This window comes from Streptomyces sp. NPDC059201 (genome assembly GCF_042754585.1).
Classification (GTDB): Bacteria; Actinomycetota; Actinomycetes; order Streptomycetales; family Streptomycetaceae; genus Streptomyces.
In genome coordinates this window covers 1204272-1224203 of sequence record NZ_JBHZBB010000001.1, presented here as the reverse complement: position 1 = coordinate 1224203, position 19932 = coordinate 1204272, and the positions used below count along the sequence as shown (strand labels likewise).

Annotated in this window: 13 protein-coding genes; 10 read left to right on the top strand and 3 right to left on the bottom strand. The window is 74.6% G+C overall.

Annotation, left to right across the window (positions count from 1 at the left end; all coding sequences use genetic code 11):
- The first annotated feature begins 56 nt into the window (after positions 1-56).
- The 8 genes from ACFXMG_RS05400 (at position 57) to ACFXMG_RS05365 (ending at position 10495) form a co-directional block, all read left to right on the top strand.
- The gene (locus ACFXMG_RS05400; RefSeq protein WP_383824791.1) at positions 57-1409 is read left to right on the top strand and encodes a protoporphyrinogen/coproporphyrinogen oxidase; all 1353 of its coding nucleotides are present in this window, start codon (positions 57-59) and stop codon (positions 1407-1409) included.
- Positions 1406-3019, top strand: a complete 1614-nt coding sequence (locus ACFXMG_RS05395; protein WP_383824794.1) for an AMP-binding protein — start codon at positions 1406-1408, stop codon at positions 3017-3019. The genes ACFXMG_RS05400 and ACFXMG_RS05395 overlap by 4 nt, the downstream gene beginning before the upstream one ends.
- Positions 3016-3876 (top strand): class I SAM-dependent methyltransferase, encoded by an 861-nt coding sequence (locus ACFXMG_RS05390; RefSeq protein WP_383824797.1) that lies wholly within the window; start codon positions 3016-3018, stop codon positions 3874-3876. Before ACFXMG_RS05395 ends, ACFXMG_RS05390 begins: the two co-directional genes overlap by 4 nt.
- Positions 3873-4862, top strand: a complete 990-nt coding sequence (locus tag ACFXMG_RS05385) for a UbiA family prenyltransferase (RefSeq protein WP_383824800.1) — start codon at positions 3873-3875, stop codon at positions 4860-4862. Before ACFXMG_RS05390 ends, ACFXMG_RS05385 begins: the two co-directional genes overlap by 4 nt.
- A gap of 186 nt (positions 4863-5048) precedes the next feature.
- The gene (locus ACFXMG_RS05380; protein ID WP_007502648.1) at positions 5049-5252 is read left to right on the top strand and encodes a cold-shock protein; all 204 of its coding nucleotides are present in this window, start codon (positions 5049-5051) and stop codon (positions 5250-5252) included.
- A 91-nt stretch (positions 5253-5343) separates the two neighbouring features.
- Positions 5344-7065: a DEAD/DEAH box helicase gene (locus tag ACFXMG_RS05375; RefSeq protein WP_384900170.1), complete on the top strand. Its 1722-nt coding sequence runs from the start codon at positions 5344-5346 to the stop codon at positions 7063-7065.
- Positions 7066-7285: 220 nt separating this feature from the next.
- On the top strand, positions 7286-8449 hold the full coding sequence (locus tag ACFXMG_RS05370) for an ROK family protein (RefSeq protein WP_383830283.1): 1164 nt from the start codon (positions 7286-7288) through the stop codon (positions 8447-8449).
- Positions 8450-8581: 132 nt separating this feature from the next.
- Positions 8582-10495 (top strand): glycoside hydrolase family 5 protein, encoded by a 1914-nt coding sequence (locus ACFXMG_RS05365; RefSeq protein WP_383830304.1) that lies wholly within the window; start codon positions 8582-8584, stop codon positions 10493-10495.
- A gap of 70 nt (positions 10496-10565) precedes the next feature.
- Here ACFXMG_RS05365 and ligA read toward each other — a convergent pair whose 3' ends face one another.
- From ligA to ACFXMG_RS05350, 3 genes are all read right to left on the bottom strand, one after another.
- The gene (gene ligA / locus ACFXMG_RS05360) at positions 10566-12674 is read right to left on the bottom strand and encodes an NAD-dependent DNA ligase LigA (protein WP_383830286.1); all 2109 of its coding nucleotides are present in this window, start codon (positions 12672-12674) and stop codon (positions 10566-10568) included.
- A gap of 78 nt (positions 12675-12752) precedes the next feature.
- On the bottom strand, positions 12753-13757 hold the full coding sequence (locus tag ACFXMG_RS05355; protein WP_383830289.1) for a nucleotidyl transferase AbiEii/AbiGii toxin family protein: 1005 nt from the start codon (positions 13755-13757) through the stop codon (positions 12753-12755).
- Between the two features lie 58 nt (positions 13758-13815).
- Complete coding sequence (locus ACFXMG_RS05350; protein ID WP_383830292.1) at positions 13816-14478, bottom strand: hypothetical protein; 663 nt, start codon at positions 14476-14478, stop codon at positions 13816-13818.
- A 146-nt stretch (positions 14479-14624) separates the two neighbouring features.
- Between ACFXMG_RS05350 and ACFXMG_RS05345 the strand changes: the two genes are divergently transcribed.
- On the top strand, positions 14625-15557 hold the full coding sequence (locus ACFXMG_RS05345; RefSeq protein ID WP_383830295.1) for a hypothetical protein: 933 nt from the start codon (positions 14625-14627) through the stop codon (positions 15555-15557).
- Between the two features lie 61 nt (positions 15558-15618).
- Positions 15619-19929, top strand: a complete 4311-nt coding sequence (locus ACFXMG_RS05340; RefSeq protein WP_383830298.1) for a HEAT repeat domain-containing protein — start codon at positions 15619-15621, stop codon at positions 19927-19929.
- Positions 19930-19932 lie beyond the last annotated feature (3 nt).

Here is a 19932-nt window from a genome sequence, read left to right as displayed (position 1 = left end):
GCACCGCCCAGGACGGGCCGTGCCACCACCCCCAGCCCCGCACGGAGTACCCCCGCATGACCCCTGACCTCGACATCGCCGTCATCGGCTCCGGACTCGCCGGACTCGCCGCCGCCCACGAACTCCGCCGCAACGGGCACGAGGTGTGCGTCTTCGAGGCCGCCGACGCGCCCGGCGGCCGGATGCGCAGCCTCCGCCGCGACGGCTACCTCATCGACACCGGGGCCGAGCAGATCTCCGCCCAGGGCTACCGCGCCACCTGGCAGCTCGTCCGCCGGGCCGGCCTCACCCCCGACGACGTGCCCCGCATCGGCCGCCCCATGGCCGTCTGGCGCGACGGCCGGCCGCACAACGGCGTCGGCGAACCCCGCGCCGTCCTCACCGGCGCCGGACTCGTGCCCGCCGCCCGGCCCTCACTCGCCCGCTTCCTCGCCTGGAGCGGACGCCACCGCGCCGAACTCGACCACGACCACCCCGAGACCACCCCGCTCGGCTCCGACACCATCGCCGCCGCCGCCCGCCGCTACCACCCCGACCTCCACGACCACCTGCTCCAGCCGCTCTCCTCCGCCTTCTTCGGCTGGGACTCCGCACGCAGCTCCGCCGCCCCCCTGGTCGGCCTCCTCCTCGCCGTCGGGCCCGTCTCCGCGTGGCGCACGTACCGGGGCGGCATGGACCTCCTCGCCACCCGCCTCGCCGAACGGCTCGACACCCGCTACGGCCAGCCCGTCGACGAGGTCACCGACCACGGGACCCACGCCCGGCTCACCGTCGGCGGCGCCACCCTCACCGCCCGCGCCGTGGTCCTCGCCGTGCCCGCCCCCGTCGCCGTACGCCTCACCGGCGGCGCCCACACCGCCGACGCCGGCTACCCGGCCGCCTCCACCTACCGGCCCATGTTCAAGGTCAGCTGCGCCCTCGACCGGCCCCTCGCCCCACGCGGCGGCGCCTACGCGCTGCTCACCCCCGCGTGCGAGGAACCCCTGCTCTCCTGCGTCATCGCCGACCACCTCAAGTGCCCCGACCGGGCACCCGCCGGGCGCGGCCTCGTCAGCCTGCTCGCCTCACCCCGCCACATCCCCGAACTCGCCGGAGCGAGCGAGGACGAGGCCGCCCGCAGGCTCACCGCCGCCGCCGAACGCTACGTACCCGGCCTCGGCGCCGCCCTCACCGCCACCCACGTCCACCACTGGCCCGAGGCCATGCCCGAGCTCACCCCCCGCGCCCTCGCCGTCCGCGCCGCGTTCCTGCGCCGCCCGGCCCGCGCCGTCGAGTACGCCGGGGACTGGGTCGCCGCCCGGCCCTCCAGCGAGGGCGCCGCCCGCTCCGGCGCGCTCGCCGCCGCCCGTGTCCTCGCCCACCTCGCCCCGCACCGGGGCCGTACCGCCCGGCAGGAGACCGCCGCATGACCCCCCACGACCTGGGCACCCTCTTCGACGAGCTCGCCGACGCCGGCACCCCCACCCGCTACCACCTCGACCGCCCCTTCGACCTCGCCCCCTCGCCCACCGGCAACGGCGCCACCGAATGGACCGTCCCGGAACTCGCCCTGCTCGTCCAGGAGACCGCCGGCGCGCTCGCCGCCGCCGGAGCCGGCCCCGGCGAACGCGTCGCCATCGTCAAGGCGAACCACTGGGACTACGACCTGATCGCCTGCGCCGCCATCCGCACCGGCGCCGTCCCCGTCAAGCTCTCCGACCACCTCGCGCCCGAGGTCCTCCGCGTCCTCCTGGACCGCTGCGCCCCCCGCGTCCTCGTCACCGACCTCGACGTCCTCGGCCGCGACCCGGCGGCGGACCTCGCCGCGACGGCCCGCACCACCCTCGTCCTCGGCCCCCGAGGCGACCTCCCCGACGGCACCGTCCACCTCGACGAGCTGCGCGGCCACGCCGACCCCGGACCGCACCCCCGCGACGACGACGACCCCCTCGTCGTCGTCCACACCAGCGGCACCACCGGCGTACCGAAACTGGTCTCCCACACCACCCGCACCCTGATCCACCACCTCGCCCGCTTCGAGACGCTGCCGACCCCGCGCATCGGCCTGCGCCGCAACGACAGCCTCTTCAACGCCAGCTCCTACGCCCACGGCCGCACCATCTGCTGGACCGCCGTCGCCCCCGTCCGCGGACCCCGGCACATCTCCTTCGCCTCCGAAGGACGGCCCGAGACCGCCGACCTGCTGCTGCGCGCCCATCCGCCGACCGTCGTCGAAGCCCTCCCCGCCCGCTACGTACGGCTGCGCCCGCTGACCCGCCGCCTGGACAACCCCTTCCGGGACGTACGGACCTACATCAGCACCTACGACGCCGTGCACCCCCCGGTCGTCCGCTCCTACCTCCAGGCCAGCACGCGGCGCCGGCCCCTGTGGATGCAGGGCTGGGGGCAGAGCGAGACCGGGCCCCTGACCTTCGCCTTCCACACCCGGAAGTCCGTCGCCCGGGCCGCCGACGGCGCCGCGACGACCGTCCGCGACCTCGGACGCCCTGTCCCCCTCAAGACCCGCCTCAAGGTCGTCGACCCCGTCACCTTCCTCCCGGTGCCCGCCGGCACCCCCGGACTCGTCCTGTGCCGCACCAAGGCGCTCGCCCCGGACTACCCCGGCGAGCGGGAGCGCTGGGAGGCCAAGCGGCACGGCGACTGGTGGAACACCGGGGACATCGGGACCCTCGCCCGCGACGGCAGCGTCCGGCTCCTCGACCGGGAGGTCGACCACCTCCCCGGATTCAGCTGCCTCCAGGCCGAGGACATGCTGGAGGACCTGCTCCCCGAGGCGCTGGAGTGCGTCGTCCTCGCCCGGACCGGCGCCTACCCGCTGCCCGTCGTCGTCACCGAGGACGGCACCCTCGACCCCGCGCACTGGAAGCGGGCCGCGGACGCCCTCCCGGCGCTCGCCGAACCCGCCGCGGTCGCCTGGGACGACGTCCCCCGCACCGGCACCGGGAAGGTGCGCCGCACGGCCCTGCTCGAACGGCTGACGGGCAGCACCGAGACCTGCGGCACAGGCCGCTGGACATGACCGCGCGCCCCTCCGTGCCGCCCCCGGCCACCCCGGGCCCGAGCGGCTACGTCTTCGACAACGACAGCCCGCACAGCGACCGCCACCACGCCTCCCTCGAAGAGGCGCTCGACCCCCTCACCCTCGGCCACCTCCGCGAGGCGGGCGTGGCCCCCGGGATGCGCTGCCTGGAGATCGGCGCCGGAGCCGGCAGCGTCTCGCGCGGCCTGCTCCGGCTGGTCTCGCCCGGCGGCACCGTCACCGCCACCGACATCAAGCCCGGCCGGATCGCGCCGGAGACCGGACTGACCGTCCTCGCCCACGACGTCGTCACGGACCCGCTGCCCCGGGGCGCGTACGACGTCGTCGTCGCCCGGCTCGTCCTCCAGCACCTGCCCGAGCGGCAGGCGGTGCTGCGGCGGCTGGCCGACGCGCTCGTGCCCGGCGGACTCCTCCAGATCGACGAGTTCGACGCCGGACACGAACCGTGCCTCCTCGCCCCCACCCCGGACGACGCCCGGCTGTACGAACGGTTCACCACGGCCAAGACGACGCTGATGCGCGCGGGCGGCGGCGATCCCACCTGGGGCCGCCGGGCGGCGGCCGCGCTGCGCGAGACGGGCCTGACCGGCCTCCGGATCCGGCCGCACGTGCTGCTGCGCGCCCCCGGAACGCCCGCGCTCGGCCTCCAGCTCCACCACCTCGCCCACCTCGCGCCCCGGCTCCTCGACAGCGGCTTCACCCCCGCCGACCTGGACCGGCTCGGCGCGATGATGCGCGACCCCGGGTTCGCCGCCGCGACCGGCGTCCTCTACTCCGTGCAGGGCCGCCGCCCCGCCCGTACCCCCCTCTCCACCACAAGCCCCGAGGCGACATGACCGACTCCACGCTCACGACCACCACCGCGCCCGCCGGGCCCCCCGCGCCGGCGCCCACCCCGGACGGCCGGCTCCGCACCTACGCGCGCCTCGGCAAGCTCGACGTCTACGACTACTACCTGGGCACCTTCATCGCCCTGTCGGCCGTGCTGCTGCCCGCCGGCGCGCTCACCGGGCGGACGGCCGCGCTCTTCGGCGTCTTCCTCGTCGGGCAGGTCTTCCTGCTCATGGCGATGACCGCCTTCGACGACGTCACGGGCTTCCGCGACGGCAGCGACATCACCAATTACGGCCCCGACCACCCGCTGCGCAACGTGCAGCGCAAGCCGCTGGTGGCGGGCGCGCTGACGGTGCCCGAGGCACTGCGCTTCGCCTGGGCCAGCGCCGTCCTGGCGGCCCTGCTGTTCGGGGTGACCGCGGTGCTCGCGCCGCACCGGCCGGCGTGGACCGCGATCGGGCTCGTCGTGCTGTGGGTGGTGACGTTGCAGTACTCGTACGGGGTCAAGCTCAGCTACCACGGTTTCCAGGAGCTGTACCTGGTCGCCCTGGGCTTCGCGCTCGTGATCCTCCCGTACGGCATGGTCACCGGGCAGGCCACCGGCTTCCTGCTGGTCCAGGCGGTGCTCTTCGGCTTCGGCCCGCTGATGTTCGGGGTGTACTCCAACACCAACGACGTCGAGGGCGACCGGTCCGTGGGGCGTCCCACCGTCGCCGCCCTGGTCTCGGAGCGGGGCAACGCCCGCTTCATCGGCGCGCTGTCCCTCGCCGAGTTCCTGACCATCGCCGTCGCGAGCCTGACGGGCATCGCCCCCTGGTGGTTCGTCCTGGTGATGCTGCCGGCCTCCCTGCTGCGGCTGCGGCAGTACCTGCTCGGCTTCCGGGCCGGCGACATCATGCGGGCCCGGCGCACCGGCTTCGCGGTGCACCGGCTCGGCGTCGTCCTGATGATCGTGGCGAATCTGCTGGCGGCCGTCATGGCCGAGTGACGGCGTCCGACACGCCGACACGCCGGAAGATCAGAATGCACCCTCCGGACCGTGCTAAGCTGGACTTGTTGCAGTTGTGGTACCCATGAACCTATGTGCGCCTGACCGGAATGCTTTTCCGCGGGCGCATATTTCGTTTTTTCCGGCATCTCCGGATGGGGCCTCTGCCTACAGAAGGAGAAGGTCATGGCACAGGGAACCGTGAAGTGGTTCAACTCGGAAAAGGGCTTCGGCTTCATCGAGCAGGACGGTGGCGGTCCGGACGTGTTCGCCCACTACTCGAACATCGCCACCCAGGGCTTCCGTGAGCTCCAGGAGGGCCAGCGGGTCTCCTTCGACGTCACGCAGGGTCAGAAGGGCCCGCAGGCGGAGAACATCGTCCCCGCCTGATAGCCGGACGCTAGTCCGTACGCTCACCGGGGTCCGCACCTTTGTGGTGCGGACCCCGGTTTGTGCTGTTCGAAGAAAGGCAGAAAATTCTATGTCCCGCAGGCCCCGGAAGTCGAACAAGCGAGCTTCCGCCGCTCCGGTTCCGGCTCCTTCCTCCGCGTCGTCCAGTGAATTCCGGATGCCGGAGAGCGCGACGCCCGCCCTCCCCGCCGTGGAGGAGTTCGCGAGCCTCGACATGCCCGCGGGACTGCTGGCGACCCTCACCGCGCAGGGCGTGACCACGCCCTTCCCCATCCAGGGCGCCACCCTGCCCGACTCGCTCGCCGGCCGTGACGTGCTGGCGCGCGGACGGACCGGTTCCGGCAAGACCCTCGCCTTCGGCCTCGCGCTGCTGGCCCGTACGGCCGGACGGCGGGCCGAGTCCAAGGCGCCGCTCGCGCTGGTCCTGGTGCCCACCCGTGAGCTCGCGCAGCAGGTCACGGACTCCCTCGCCCCGTACGCGACCGCGGTGAACCTGCGGATGGCGACCGTCGTCGGCGGGCTCTCGATCACCAAGCAGGCGGCCACGCTGCGGCGCGGCGTCGAGGTGGTCGTGGCGAGCCCCGGCCGCCTCAACGACCTCGTCGAGCGGGGCGACTGCGTCCTTGACGACGTCCGCATCACGGTGCTGGACGAAGCCGACCAGATGACCGACATGGGCTTCCTGCCGCAGATCACGAAGCTGATCAAGCAGGTGCGGGACGACGGGCAGCGGATGCTCTTCTCCGCCACCCTGGACCGCAACATCGACCAGCTGGTCCGGCGCTTCCTCACCGACCCCGTCGTGCACTCCGTCGACCCGTCCGCGGGCGCGGTGACCACGATGGAGCACCACGTGCTCCACGTGCAGGACGTGACCGACAAGAAGGCCGTCACCACCCGCATCGCGGCCCGCGACGGCCGGGTCATCCTCTTCCTCGACACCAAGCGGTCGGCGGACCGGCTCGCCAAGCGGCTCCTGTCCGTGGGCGTCCGCGCGGCGGCTCTGCACGGCGGCCGTACGCAGCCGCAGCGCAACCGCACCCTGGAGCAGTTCAAGACCGGCCAGGTCACGGCGCTGGTCGCGACGAACGTCGCGGCCCGCGGCATCCACATCGACGACCTCGACCTGGTCGTGAACGTCGACCCGCCGGGCGACCACAAGGACTACCTCCACCGCGGCGGGCGCACCGCCCGGGCCGGCGGCTCCGGCAGCGTCGTGACGCTGGTCCTGCCCGAGGAGAAGCACGAGGTCACCCGGCTGATGCGGGACGCGGGCATCCAGCCCCGGACGACGCGCCTGCGGTCCAGCGACGAGGAGCTGGCCACCCTGACGGGCGCCCGCGAGCCGTCCGGTGTCGCCGTCACCATCGAGGTGCCCCAGCAGGCGGCCCCGGCGGCCTCCCGCGGCGGCCGCAAGCCGGCCGGCGAGGGCGGCGCGCGTCCGTCCCGCCGACGCCGCGGTGGCGGTGGCGGTGGCGGTGGCGGTGGCGCGAGCGCTGCCGCGTCGGCCGACGCGTCCTCCAAGAGCGGCGCCGGCGGCTCCGGCCGCCGGACCGCGGCCGGCGCGAAGACCACGGGCGGCGCCTCCGCGAGTGGCGGCGGTACGTCCGGCGGCGGTCGCGCGTCCGCGACCGGCGGTCGCGCCGCCGCGGCCGGTGGGCGCGGCACCGCCCGGCGTACGGGATCCGGCGGCGCGTCCGCCAAGGGCGAGGGCGCGGCCGCTTCCGCGCGCGGCGGCGACCGGCGTCCGCGCCGGCGTACCTCCTCGCAGGGCGGTACGTCGGAGCGCTGACGGGCCTCGCCCCGCTCCACGATCCGTGTCCGGCCGGTCCCCCCGTCGTGGGGGACCGGCCGGACGCATGTGGTGACGGCGTGCCGGAGGCAGGGCGGAAGTCACGGGTGTTCCAAGGGAGTTGGAAGGCTACTGGTGCGTAAGTGACCCGACAGTAGGGTCGGTTCGGGTGTGAAATCAATACTGGACTAAGTTATTTATTCGCCGGTACGTTGCCGCCGTGTTCCCGAGCCACGCACCACCCCCACTCGTCACCGCGCCGGCCGAGGCGTCGGTGCTTGCCCTGCTGCTCGCCGAGGGGCCGTTGAGCCGGGTCGAACTGGCGCGCCGTACCGGGCTGTCGTCGACGGCCGTGACCAAGGCGGCCCGGCCGCTCATCGACGACGGCTACCTGCACGAACTTCCGCCCGAGCGGACCGCGCCGGGTGCCGGACGGCCCGTCAATCCGCTGGCGGTGACGGCGGATCGGGCGTTCTTCGCCGGGGTCAAGATCAGCGCCGACGCGCTCTACGGCGCGGTTTGCGACCTGCGGGCCGGCATGCGGGTCACCGCCGGCCGTAGCCTCGGCGAGGACCGGGGCCCGGTGGCCGTGAGCGCGCTGATCCGGGAGCTCGTGGACGAACTCCTCGGCATGCGGCCCGAGTTCCGTGACCGTACCCGGCATCTCGGCATCGCCGTCTCCGGCGATGTGGACCGCGCCGCCGGGCGGGTGCGCTACTCGGTGCTTCCCGGCTGGCAGGACGTGCCGCTCGCCGACACGATGGCGCGGGCCACCGGTCTGGCCGTAGTCGTGGAGAACGACGTGAAGGCCCTCACCGCCGCCGAGCACTGGTTCGGCGAGGGCATCGGCACCGAGTACTTCGCGCTGGTCACCATCGGCGCGGGCATCGGATCCGGACTGGTCGTCGACGGGCGGCTGATCACCGGCGCCTACGGGGTCGCGGGCGAGATGGGGCACATCAGCATCGACCCGGCAGGACCCCGGTGCCACTGCGGTCAGGTGGGCTGCGTGGAGGCGATCGCCTCCACCGGCGCCGTCCTCGCCGCCGTGCGCGCCGGAACGGGCCGCCACGACCTCGACTTCGACGCCGCCGTGCGGCTCGCCCGCGAGGGCGACCCCGTCGCCCGGGTGGTCTTCGCCCGCGCCGGGCGTGCCATCGGCACCGGCATCGGGATCCTGGTCAACCTGCTCGGACCCGAGCGCGTCGTCGTCACCGGCGAAGGTCTGGAGACCTACGACCTCTTCGGGGAGCACATCAAGGACTCCTACGCGGAGCACTGCTTCAAGGGCGCTGCCCGGTGCCCGCTGACGCTGCGTCCGCTCCCGTGGGAGGAGTGGGCGAGAGGCGCCGCCGTCCTCGGCATCGAGGCGCTCTTCCCGTAGATCGCGCACCCGTCCCGTACCTCCTCACACCCTCACCCCACTCCTCCCGGAGGGACCACCGTGCTCTTCACCGGACCCCCACCCGCCGCGGCGGGCGCCGCACGGACGCGTAGCCGTGCCCGTACCCGTGCCCTGCCCGCGCTCCTGGCCGCCGCGGCGCTCCTCGCCGTCGCCGTCCCCGGCGCCACCGCGGCTCCCGAGCCCGCTGCCCTCGCCCCCGTGACAGCGGCTCCCCAGACGGGCGCGCGGCTCGCCGCCTCCTGGACCGCGCCGCTCTCCACCCGCGACCGGTACGTCGTCGACGCCGACGGCGACCGCTTCAAGCTCAAGTCCGGCAACTGGGCTGGTGCGCAGGGTACGTGGGAGGGGAGCGGCGACGTCGGTGACCCGGCCAACCATCAGGCCGACCAGATGTCCCACAACCTTCCGCTCGGCCTGGACCGGACCCCGATCGACCGCATCCTCGCCGACTTCCACGCCCTCGGCCTCAACAGCATCCGGCTGCCCTTCGCCAACGCGCTCGTCCACGACACCACTCCGGTGCCGGACGCGGCCGTCGCCGCCAACCCGCAGCTGAGGGGCAAGACCCCGCTCCAGATCATGGACGCCGTGATCGCCGAACTCACCGACGACGGCTTCGCGGTCATCCTCAACAACCACACCACCAGCTACCGCTTCTGCTGCGCCCTCGACGGCAACGAGCGCTGGAACAGCGGCCAGACCACCCGCCAGTGGATCGACGACTGGGTGTTCCTGGCCGAGCGCTACCAGGACAACCAGCGGGTCGTCGGCGCGGACCTGCGCAACGAGGTCCGCCGCGACACCTGGAACGACCCCAACTGGGGCTGGGGGAACGACCACGACCTGAACCAGGCGTACGAGCAGGCCGGCAACGAGATCCTCCAGGCCGACCCGGACCTCCTCATCGTCATGGAGGGCATCAACTGGCAGGGCATCCCGACGGACTTGACCCCGCACGGCCGTCCCACCCTCACCCCCGTCGCCACCCTCTCCAACACCCTGATCCGCTCCGACAAGCTCGTGTACGCGGCCCACTTCTACGGCTACACCGGCCCGAACCACTCCGGCGCCACCGGCATGGGCGAGACCACGGACCCGCGCTACGAGGACCTCACCCCCGAGCAGCTGGTCCAGGTCGTCGACGACCAGGCGCTCTTCGTCACGCGCTCGGGCCAGCACTTCACCGCCCCCGTGTGGATCAGCGAGTTCGGCGCCGGCGGGCGGGGCGACCTGGACGCGAGGGAGCACGACTGGTTCACCCGCTTCACCGACATTCTGGTGCGCAACGACAGCGACTTCGCGATCTGGCCGCTGGTCGGCTGGACCGGCGCCGACGGCAGGCCGCAGGACACCTGGGCCCTGATCAGCTACAGCAGGACCGGCGAGCGCCTCAGTCTGCTGGAGCCCGGCGACTGGCGCACCCCGGACTGGAACCGGCTCGTCGGCGAGCCCGCCAGGTCCGGCCCGATCCCGCAGGCCCCCCGCTGGAACATGCTCAACCTCGACCACACCGACTACAACGTCTCCTCGACCATGCTGGCCGCTCCCGACTGGTCGCCCGGCAACCGCAAGGCCAACTGCCCTGACACCCAACGCCTCGTCGGCCTCGGCAGGAGTTCGAGCCGGGGTCTGTGCACGGACGCGGGCCAGCCCGCCAAGGCCCCCGGGGCGTGGACGGTCGTCACCGACGAGCGGTACGTCACCGGCGGCGACTGGGCGAGCGGCTACAACAAGCTCCAGTGCCCCGCCCGCACCTTCGCCGTCGGCTACAGCGTGAAGGACGACGCCATGGCCGCCCTCCTCTGCGCCCCCGCCGCGACCGCCCTGCCCACCACGGGCCGCGTCCTCTGGTTCGACCGGGGCGACAACCGGCCCGCCACCGGGGGCTCGAACCGCAGCGACTGGGCGCCCGGCTCCTACAAGGGCCAGTGCGGCGACCACGAGTACGTCGCCGGCGTCGCCTTCACCTGGAAGTGGCTCCACTACGGCGTCCCGGACGCCCTGCTGTGCCGGCCGCTGGTCTGACGCCCACCCGGGCTCCAGGGCGGGTGCCTCGCCCTGGAGCGCCGGATCGTCCGCGGAGTGTGCGGGCCGGTCAGGCGAGGTAGTCGGCGACGAGTGCGGCGAACGCCTCCGGGGTGAGGACCGCGACCCCGAGCTTCTCGGCGGCGACCGCCTTCGAGCTGGGCTTGCCCGTGGGGGAGGGGGCGGAGACGAGGTAGGTGGTCTTGCCGTTGACTCCGCTGCCCGCCCGGCCTCCGGCCCGCTCGATCAGTTCGTTCATCTGCGAGCGGCCGAAGCCGTCCAGCCGGCCGGTCATCTTGCCGGTGACGACGACGGTGCTGCCGGTGAGGGGACCCGCAGTGGGTGCAGAGCTCTCTTCGCTGTCCGCCGCGTCCGTTCCCGCAGCTCCCGCCGGTCGGCCGGGCTGCTCGGGTTCCGTCATGTTCACGCCCGCCGCGATCAGCTTGTCGACGACGGGGGCGAGGGCGGCGAGCTCGGCGACGACCACAGGGGCCTTCTCCGGGCCGATGCCCTCGACGGCGAGGAGGTCCTCGGCGCTCGCGGCGCGGATCGCCTCCATCGTGCCGAAGTGGGCGGCGAGCCGCCGCGACATGCGGCGGCCGGTGCCCCGGATGCCGAGGGCGCAGAAGACCCGGCTCAGCGGGCGGCTGCGGGCCAGCTCGAACTGCTCGACCAGCTTCGCGCCGCGCCGGGCGCTGCCGGCGGCGGCCGTCAGCTGCTCCTCGGTGAGGGTGAACAGGTCGGCCACGTCGGTGACCAGGCCCGCGTCGATCAGGGCCTTCACATAGGTCTTGCCGAGCCCGTCGATGTCGAGGACGTCGCGCCCGGCCGCGTACTCGACGAGCGGGGCGAGCGCGCAGCCCGCGCCCTTCGCGCACCGCCAGCGCTCCTGGCTCTTGTCGATCTCGCCCCCGCAGTTCGGGCAGGCGGCCGGCAGCGGGACCGGGACGGCGTCCTCGGGGCGCAGCTCGACGACGGGCGCCTGGACGCGCGGGATGATGTCGCCCGCCTTGTAGACGGTCACCGTGTCGCCGAGGTGGAGGCCGCGGCGGGCGATGTCCGCCGGGTTGTGCAGGGTGGCGCGCGAGACGGTGGAGCCGTCGATCTCGACCGCGTCCAGGAGCGCGGTGGGCGCGAGGACGCCCGTGCGGCCGACCTCCCAGACGACGTCCCGCAGGACCGTCTGCCGCTCCACCGCCGACAGCTTGTACGCGATGGCCCAGTACGGGAACCGGCTCCCGAGCCCCGCCTCGGCCTGTTCGGCGGCGCTGTTCGCCTTCACGACCACACCGTCGATGCCGAACGGGAGCCCCGCGCGCAGCGCGCCGATCGCGTCGACCCGGGCCTGGGCCTCGGCGACGGTGCTCACGACGTGCAGTCCGGCCGGTGTGTCGGCGGTCGTCGTGACCCCCGCGGCGGCGACGGCCGCCAGGACCTCGGCGTGCGTCGCCCCGGCGGGCAGAAACGATCCGCCATCGAGGTCGACGGCTCCGTACGCCCAGAACGACATCTCCAGCCGGTACGGGCGGTCCTTGGCGCGCAGGGTCCCCGCGACCGCGTTCCGCGGGTTCGCGAAGGGCGCGCCGCCGTGGGCCGCGCGCACCTCCTGGGCCGTCTCGAACTGCTCCTGGGTGAAGAGCACTTCGCCCCGCACCTCGAACGTCACCGGCTCCGCGAGCCGCTCCGGCAGTCCGGCGACGGAGCCGACGACGTGGCTGACGTCCTCGCCGTGCGTGCCGTCGCCTCGGGTGATGACCTGGACGAGTCTCCCGTCCCGGTACCTGGCGGCGATCGCCGCCCCGTCGAGCTTCGGCTCGACGGTGAACCCGCCCTCCACGTCCCGCCCGAGCCGCCGCCGCAGCGAGGCGTCCCAGGCGATCAGCTGCTCGGGACCGAAGACGTTGTCCAGGCTGAGCAGGCGCGTGGTGTGCGCGACGTCGCCCTCCGGCGCGGCGCCGTCGGCGACGAGACCCGTCGGCGACTCCGGCGCCTCGCCGGGGTGCGCCGCCTCCCACGCCAGCACGGCCAGGCGCAGCGCGTCGTACGAGGCGTCGTCCAGCGGGCTGTTCTCGCCCGCGTAGTAGGCGCCGGACGCGGCGCGCAGCCGGTCGAGCGCGTCCTCGTACGAGGCGGGGCTGGACAGGACGAGGTACGCCTCAACGGCGGGAATCGCGGTCATGGATCCATCTTGGCGTGAGGGTCTGACAATGCCCTTTCGGTGAGGCGTGGGCAGCCGGGGTGGGGCGCGGACGCTCCGTCAGGGGGCGAACGTCGGGGCCAGTGCGGTCAGCAGGCGGGTGGTCAGTTCCTCGCGGAAGGAGCGTCCGGACGCCGGCCCGGCGGCGGCGCGGTGGTCGTCGGGGAAGGCGTCCCAGTCGACCTGGCGGAGCGCCTGTTCGAACAGGGTGAGGTCCAGCGGCACGTCGAAGCCGCCGGGCCACTCGCCGGAGTCCTTCAGGACGGTCTCCAGGAGGGGGAGGCGCAGGGCGCCGCTCTCGGCGAGGAGGACGGCGTCGTACAGGTCCTTGGCCTGGGGGTACGTGTCGGAGAGCAGCCAGAGGAGTTTCCACGCGAGGGAGAGCTCCCGGTCCGCCGCCAGGACCCGCACCCCGGCCACCTCGGCCGGACGGGGCGGCGACGGGAGGCGCTCGTGGAAGACGAAGTCGAGCTGGACCTGGCCGCCGGGCAGGCCGGGGGCCGTCCAGGGGAGGACGAGGCGGTGGCCGGGGACGCGTTCGTACGTCCAGATGTACTCGGTCACGGCGCCCGCGTCGTCGATGGCGATGCCCGTGTCGAGGGTACGGGCCAGCCGCTCGGCGGCCTCGGCGATGCCGGCCAGCATGGCGCGCGTACGGGGCTCCTCGATGCGCCAGGTCTCGGGGACGACGACGAAGTCGATGTCCTTCGGCGGGCGGGCGTCCTCCCCGAACCACGCGGACATCAGCATGCTGCCGCGCAGCACGAGCGAGTCCGCCCACGCCGACCCGGCGACCGCCGCGAGCACCAGGTCGAGCGCGGAGGCGCGGGCCGCCTGCCAGCGGGCGCGCAGCTCCGGGTCCTCGATGACGTCGTCCGTGGGGCGGAACGCCTCGCGGAAGTGCTTGAGGGCGGGGTCGAAGGCCCGGTGCCGGACGGCGGCCTGGCCGACGCCCGCGGTCAGGGTGCCGGGGCGCCCGAGGTCGCGCCGCCGGCGTTCGGCGGCCGGCTCACCGGCCGTTCCGGGGCCGTCCGGGATGGGTTCCGTCCAGGTCGGGTCGGTCATGCCGTCTCCTCCGGGTGGCGCGGGCCCGCTGGGGTGGTGCGGGAGTGTGGGTTGGTTGTCAGGGTGTGCGGGGGTGTGGGCCGGTTGTCGGGGTGTGCGGGGGGTGGGCGGCGGCCGGTTCCAGCCAGCCCTCGTCCAGGGAGAGGTCGCTGTCGGAGAGGACCCGTTCCCGTTCCTCGTCGACCACGTCGTAGCCGGACGCGAGCAGTGCGGCGAGCAGGGCGTCGCAGGCGCGGAGCGCCGCCGGTGCCGGTCCGGGGTGCCGCTGGGTGACGAAGCGTTCGTGGCGGCCGCCGGGCCCCGGGAGGGCGCGGCGGGCGTTCCACGACACGTGCGCTCCGTGGGGGACGACGAGCGCCGCGAGCGCGGCACGGTCGTACGGCGACGGCAGCGCCAGCTTGAGGTGGTGCTCGTGGTACCCGCCGCCCGGTCCCGCCGGCTCCGCGCTCCACGGGACGGTCTCCACCTTGACCCGTACCGGCGTGAACCCGGCCGCCCGAAGGGCGGCCACGAGTGCCGGATGTCCCGTCCGGTCGGGCAGCGTCAGCATCGGCTGCACCGGGGTACGGCCCCGGGCCAGGACGATGGTCGTGAGCTTGAGGCCCTGGCGCGCGGCCCACGCCTCCAGCCGGGCCCGTTCGGCCTCGCTCCCGCACCTCACGGTGACGTGCGTCTCGTACGGCCCCGGGGTGTCCCTGGCGGCCTCGTCCCTCGCGTCCACGGGGAACCCCCCTTCTCCTGGCGGGGCGAGTGTGCCAGACGGGGCGCCGCCGCCTCATCCCGATATCCGGGCGGGGCCCCGGCGGTGCGGGCCGGTCGGGCATGCGGCAGGATACGGCGCGGGAGGGGATTTGAATGCGTTCAGAAATGACGTCGGGGGTTCGGGGCGGGCTCCACGCGCGCGTGCGGGACCGGTTCGGTGATGTGCTCCTGACCTCGACGGCGGTGCTCCTCGTCGAAGCCGTGACCGGACTGCTCGTGTACCACGTCTGGACCGAGTCGCTGGAGAACCCGGGCCACCCGCAGAACTCGATGGGGCTGTTGCTGCTGATGCTGGCCGCGCCGTTCGCCGTGCTGGCGGTGGGGATCTTCGCGCTGGCGGTGTCGGCCGCGCTGGTGTGCCCGATGCTGGCCGGGGCCGCGTGGCTCGGGCGCCGGTGCTCGGGCCGTGAGGCGTGGTGGTGGGTTCCGGTGACGGCGGGAGCCGTGGCCGCGGTGGTGGGTGCGGCGGGGGCTCTGTTGATGGCGGCCGGGGTTCGGGCGGCCCTCGTCGGTGGGGCGGTGGTGACGGTGGTTCTCGCCGTGCCCGCCCTGGTCGCGCGTCTGCCGCTGAGGCTCGACCGCCCGCGGCTTCCGGGGCGCGCGCTCGTCGGGCGGCTGGTGATGGGTGGGACGCTCGCCGTCGTCACCGCCTGGGCCGTTTCGGGAGCCGTCCTGTGGGCCGGAGTCGCGTACGAGCCTCCGCGGCTGAGCGCCGAACGGATCGAGGGGACCTGGTCCGACGGCAAGGGCGGCACCTTGACGTTCGCGGCGGACGGCAGGGTCACCGCCGACGGCGTCCAGACCTACGACGACGGGGACTTCTTCGCACCGGTGGCGCGCGGGTGCAGCGGTACCGGCACGTGGACGTACCACCCGGGCGACGACGCGAGGTCGCAGGGGATCTCGGTCGCGGTCGACGGCTGCGAGCAGGAGTGGTGGAGCGTCTACGGGAGTCCGGAGCACCCGAAGATCTTCGTCTCCATCGGGGACCCCGACGCGTGGAACCTCTACGTGCTGCGCAAGGGCGGCGGGGGCTGATGTGGGGGAGGGCGACCGGGGTGCCGAGTGGTGCGTCCGGTGCGGATCGTACGATCCGGGCGTGAGTCCGACGCCGCACACCCAGCCCAGCCCCGACCCCCGTGTGAGCCCCGACCTCTGTGTGAGCCCCGACCTCTGTGTGAGCCCCGAGGCGGCGCTCGCTCTCGCCGGTGGCGGCGGGCCGCCGGCCGGGTGGCGGGCGTGGCCCGCCGAGGTGCTGGTGCCGCCGGTGCGGGTGGCGCTGCTGCGGGCGGAGCTCGTACGGGATCCGGCGGTGCTGCGGCACGAGGAACGCGGGGAGGCGCTGTACCAGGCCGTGCGGGGTGTGCAGGCCGAGGGTCTCGCGCAGGTGGCGGCGCTCGTCGGGGAGTTGGCCGGCAGTGGGGACGCCGTCCTGGAGGGGGAGGCGCTGCGGCTCGCTCGGGAGGGGCTGCGGGCGGGGCCGCGGGCGCGGGCGGGGGGCCTCGCGCCCGCGTTCGTACGCGAGGTGCTGCTGGGGCTGCTGCGCTCCGGAGCCGACTCCGTGGTGAACGGCGCGCTCGCCGAACTCGCCGAACCCTGGGCCTCGGTCGAGCCGCTGCCCGCCGCGCCGCTCGCCGGGCTGCTGCGGCCGGGGACCGCCGATGCCGCGCTCGCCACCGCCGTCGCCCACGGGCACGGCGAGCTGCTGTGGCGGGCCGCGGGGAACCGGGACGGGGCACCCGGCGTACGGAGGCGGGCGTTGGCCCTCTACGGCGAGACCGCGCGGCGCGGCGACGTGCCCGCGATTCTGGACCTCGCAGGGGAGGACCCGCTGCTCCTCGGCGGGCCCGCGACGGACTGCCTGCGCGCGATGCACCGGCGCGGCCACTTCGTCACCGACCCGGACGTCCCGGCCGTGCTGGCCCTCGCGCTCACCGACCACACGATCCCGGCCCGTGCCGTGGCGACCGTCCTCTTCACCGCCCGGCGCACCGTGCTGCGCCTGCTGGTCGACACCGCGCCGGACGACCCGGAGTGGCCGCGCCGGCTCGACCTCCTCGTCGCGCTGGACGCGCAGGGGGTCGGGGGCCTGCCGGCGGCCGCGGAGATCGCCCGCGTCCTGCCGGCCGCGGCCCGCCCGGGCCCCTTCCTGCGGGCCCTCCGCGCCCTCCGCGACCCCGCGACCGAGGCCGCCGTCCTCGACGCCCTCCCACACGCGCCCGCCGACGCGCTCGACGCGCTGGAGGCGGTGGGCGGGGAGCGGACGGTACGTGTCCTGGGCGCCGCTCTCGGGCTGGATTCTGGTCCGGGGGCTGAAGGGGTGGGGGCAGAAGGGGTTGGGGCTGACGGGGTGGGGGTTGAAGGGGCGGGGGCCGGCGGCACGCCTGAACCTGGCCGCGTGGAGCGCGCTGTGCGGGGCTTCCGGAAACAGGCGCTGGAGCTGGTGTGGCTGCTGGCCACGGAACCGGGGGTCCGGCGGCAGCTGATCCTGCGGGCCGACGGGGCCGAGCTGCCCGCGCGGATGGCCGCCGGGCTCGGCGGGCCGGACGAGAGTGAACTCGCCCTGCTCGCGTCCCACTTGGATCCGGACCGGCCCGTCGACGCCCTGTGCAGGCTCGCCGCGCATGCCGGTCCTGGCCTCCTGCCCGTCCTCGCCGACCTGCTGCTCCGCATCGCCGGGGAGGCGGCCGCCGCATGGGAGCCGGGGGGTTCGGGACCCGTACCCGAGGCGGAGCCGGTCGTGCCGCAGGAGGCCGTGGACGCCTTGGAGGCCCTCGGGCGGCGGCTGCACGCGCGCGGCCGGATCCGGCCCGTGTGCCTGCTGGACGTCCGGCCCGTCGAGGCCGCCGGACCGGCGCTCGTCACCGACGTGGTCCTCGGGCTGCTGGACCGGCCCGAGCTCACGCCGGGCGAACAGGCCGTGCTGCTGCGGGTGTTGCTGGACCTTCCGCACGCGCCGCACGGCACGATCCGGCCCCGCGTACACTCCCTCCTGCGGCACCCCGACCGGCACGTGCGCAAGCACGTCATCGCCCTCCTCGCGCGGGACGCCACCGGCGACGGCGTCGCGGCGGTGTCGGCGACGCTCCTCGCGCTGACCGGGCCCGACCGGGACCCCCAGACCGTACGCCGCACGCTGGGCGCCCTCGGCGACGCCGGGGCCCGCTGGGCGTCGGACGCGATCGCCGCCTGCCTCGACCACCCCACCATGAACGTCCGCAAGACGGCCGCCCGCGCCCTCGCCACCGCCGGGGCCGCCCGCGCCGTACCCCACCTCCTGCGCCGCCTCGGGCACGACGACAACCCCGGCCTGCGCGAGCTGCTCCTCGACGCCCTTCGTGCCCTCCTCGGCGACACCCTCCCCGCCACGATCACGGCGGCGGCAGCCGTCGCCCCGGACGCCCGCGCCCGCGAACGCCTCCTCGCCGTGCTCTCCGACGAGTCGGCGCCTGAGCAGCCCGAGGCCGAGGCCGAGGCCGATCTCCGCGTGCTTGTGGAGGAGGGCTGGGATCCGGAGGCTGCCCTGCGCCTCGTCGAACACCTCGCGCACGGCCATCTTCCGGTCAATCTGCGGGAGTTGCGCCCCTACCTCCCCGACTGGCTCGGCCTCGCCGCCACTTCGGAGCGGGCGCGGCGGGCCGTGTTCGGCGTGCTGCCGGGCGGGATCTGCCCCGCTCCGTGGGCCGTGCACGAGCGCGGGACGTTCGTCCGGCATGTCACCGTCCTTCTGGACGGGCTGGCGGAGGCGGAAGGGGCCGTGCGGGACGGCCTCATCGAGATCCTGGAGGCGGTCGCCACCCGGGGAGTCGGTGCCGAAATTGCCTCCAGGGTAAGGGACTTGACCCCTCGGGCTCCGGGAAGCCGCTCTGTCCTGCCGCTGCTGCGCCTCGCCGGTGCCGTCGTCGTGCGTGCCGACCTCGATCGTGAACTTGCCGCCGCCGCACTGGCGGACGACCCGGATTCCGCTCGCGCGCGGTTGCTGCGAGAGGCGTTCGGAGTGGTGGGACGGGAGGGCGTCCGGCCTGGTTGGTACGGCGAACTCGCCGCTGCTGTGCGCAGTGTGGCGGGGCTCGCCGCGTACCGGGAGCGGGGTGTCGATGCCGGGTCGCGTGAGCTGCTCGCCGCGCTCGTCGACGTACAGGCTGAGGGCACTGAGGAGGTGCGGAGCGCGCTCGTCGACTGGATGGCGGAGCTTCAGCCCCTGGGTGCTCCGCCGTGGACGCTCGCGGAGGACGCCCGCGTCGCGTCCTCCGTGCCGAGGAACGTCCACCCCGCCGACCTCGACCAGCCCCGGTCCGGCGTCCAGCGGGAGCGGCTGCTCGCTCTTCTTGCCTCCGAGGACGCGCAGGCGCGGAACAGGGCCGCGCGGACGCTGCTCGCCTGGCCCGAGCCGGAGGCGCGTGCGGCCGTGCTCGACGCGTATCTGGGCGGCCGGATCGACGCGCCCGCCGAGCGCACACTCCTGGCCGCACTGGGCCGCGCGCTGGCGGAGGTCGATCCCCAGTGCCTGATCGGCGGCGAGGAGGGCGTACGGCTCGACCGGGTGGCCCGACTCGCCGTCACCGGTGGCCGGACCGATCAACTCCCGCTCTTGCTGCCCGTGTTGCTGCACCTGTGGGAGCACGGCCCGGAGGGGGCGCGGAGGGATGCGTTCACCGCGCTGCGGCTGCTGCCCGCCGACTTCCTGGCCGGGCACCTGGAGAGTCGGCTCGCCACGGGAGCCACGGACACGCTGGGGCTGCTCGCCGACCGCCGGCTGCTGCGCACCCCCGTGCTGGAGCGGCTGAGCGAGCGGCACCCCGAGGCGCAGCTCGTCCTCGTCGACGGTCCGCTGCACGGGCCGGAAGCCGCCGAACGGCGGGCGGCGGCGCTCCGTACCCTGCGCGAACGGGCCCCGCGACCGCTCGTGTCGTCGCCCGTGCTCGCGTACGAGGAGCTGGTCGCGCTGCTGCGGTCGCCCGAGCCCCGGCGGGTCCGGCGCGCCCTGGCTCATCTGACCGAGCACGCCGCCACGCTCGAAGTGGCGCGATTCGAGGGGGTGTTGCGGGAGTTGCTGACCCATTCCGAGACCGGCGTACGGCTGCACGCGCACCGGACCTCGCGGGCGCTGCTCGACCGGGACACCCATCTGCGACTGACGGAGGTGCTGCTCGACGACGCGCGGCCCGACGTGGTGCGCGCCGCTGTCCGCGTGCTGTCGCAGGCGGGCTGGCGGCCGGCGGTTCCCGCGTTCGTGGGGCTGCTCGACCACGGGCAGGTCACCGTGCGGCGGTCGGCGGAGGAGGCCGTCCTGCGCGCCGGACCGGAGGCCGTACCCGCGCTGCGGCGGGCCGCCTCGCACGCCCGCCCGGACCGGCGGGCCGGCTACGAGCGGCTGCTCGCGCAGGTCCGGGAGGAGGAGCGGCGGTAGGTG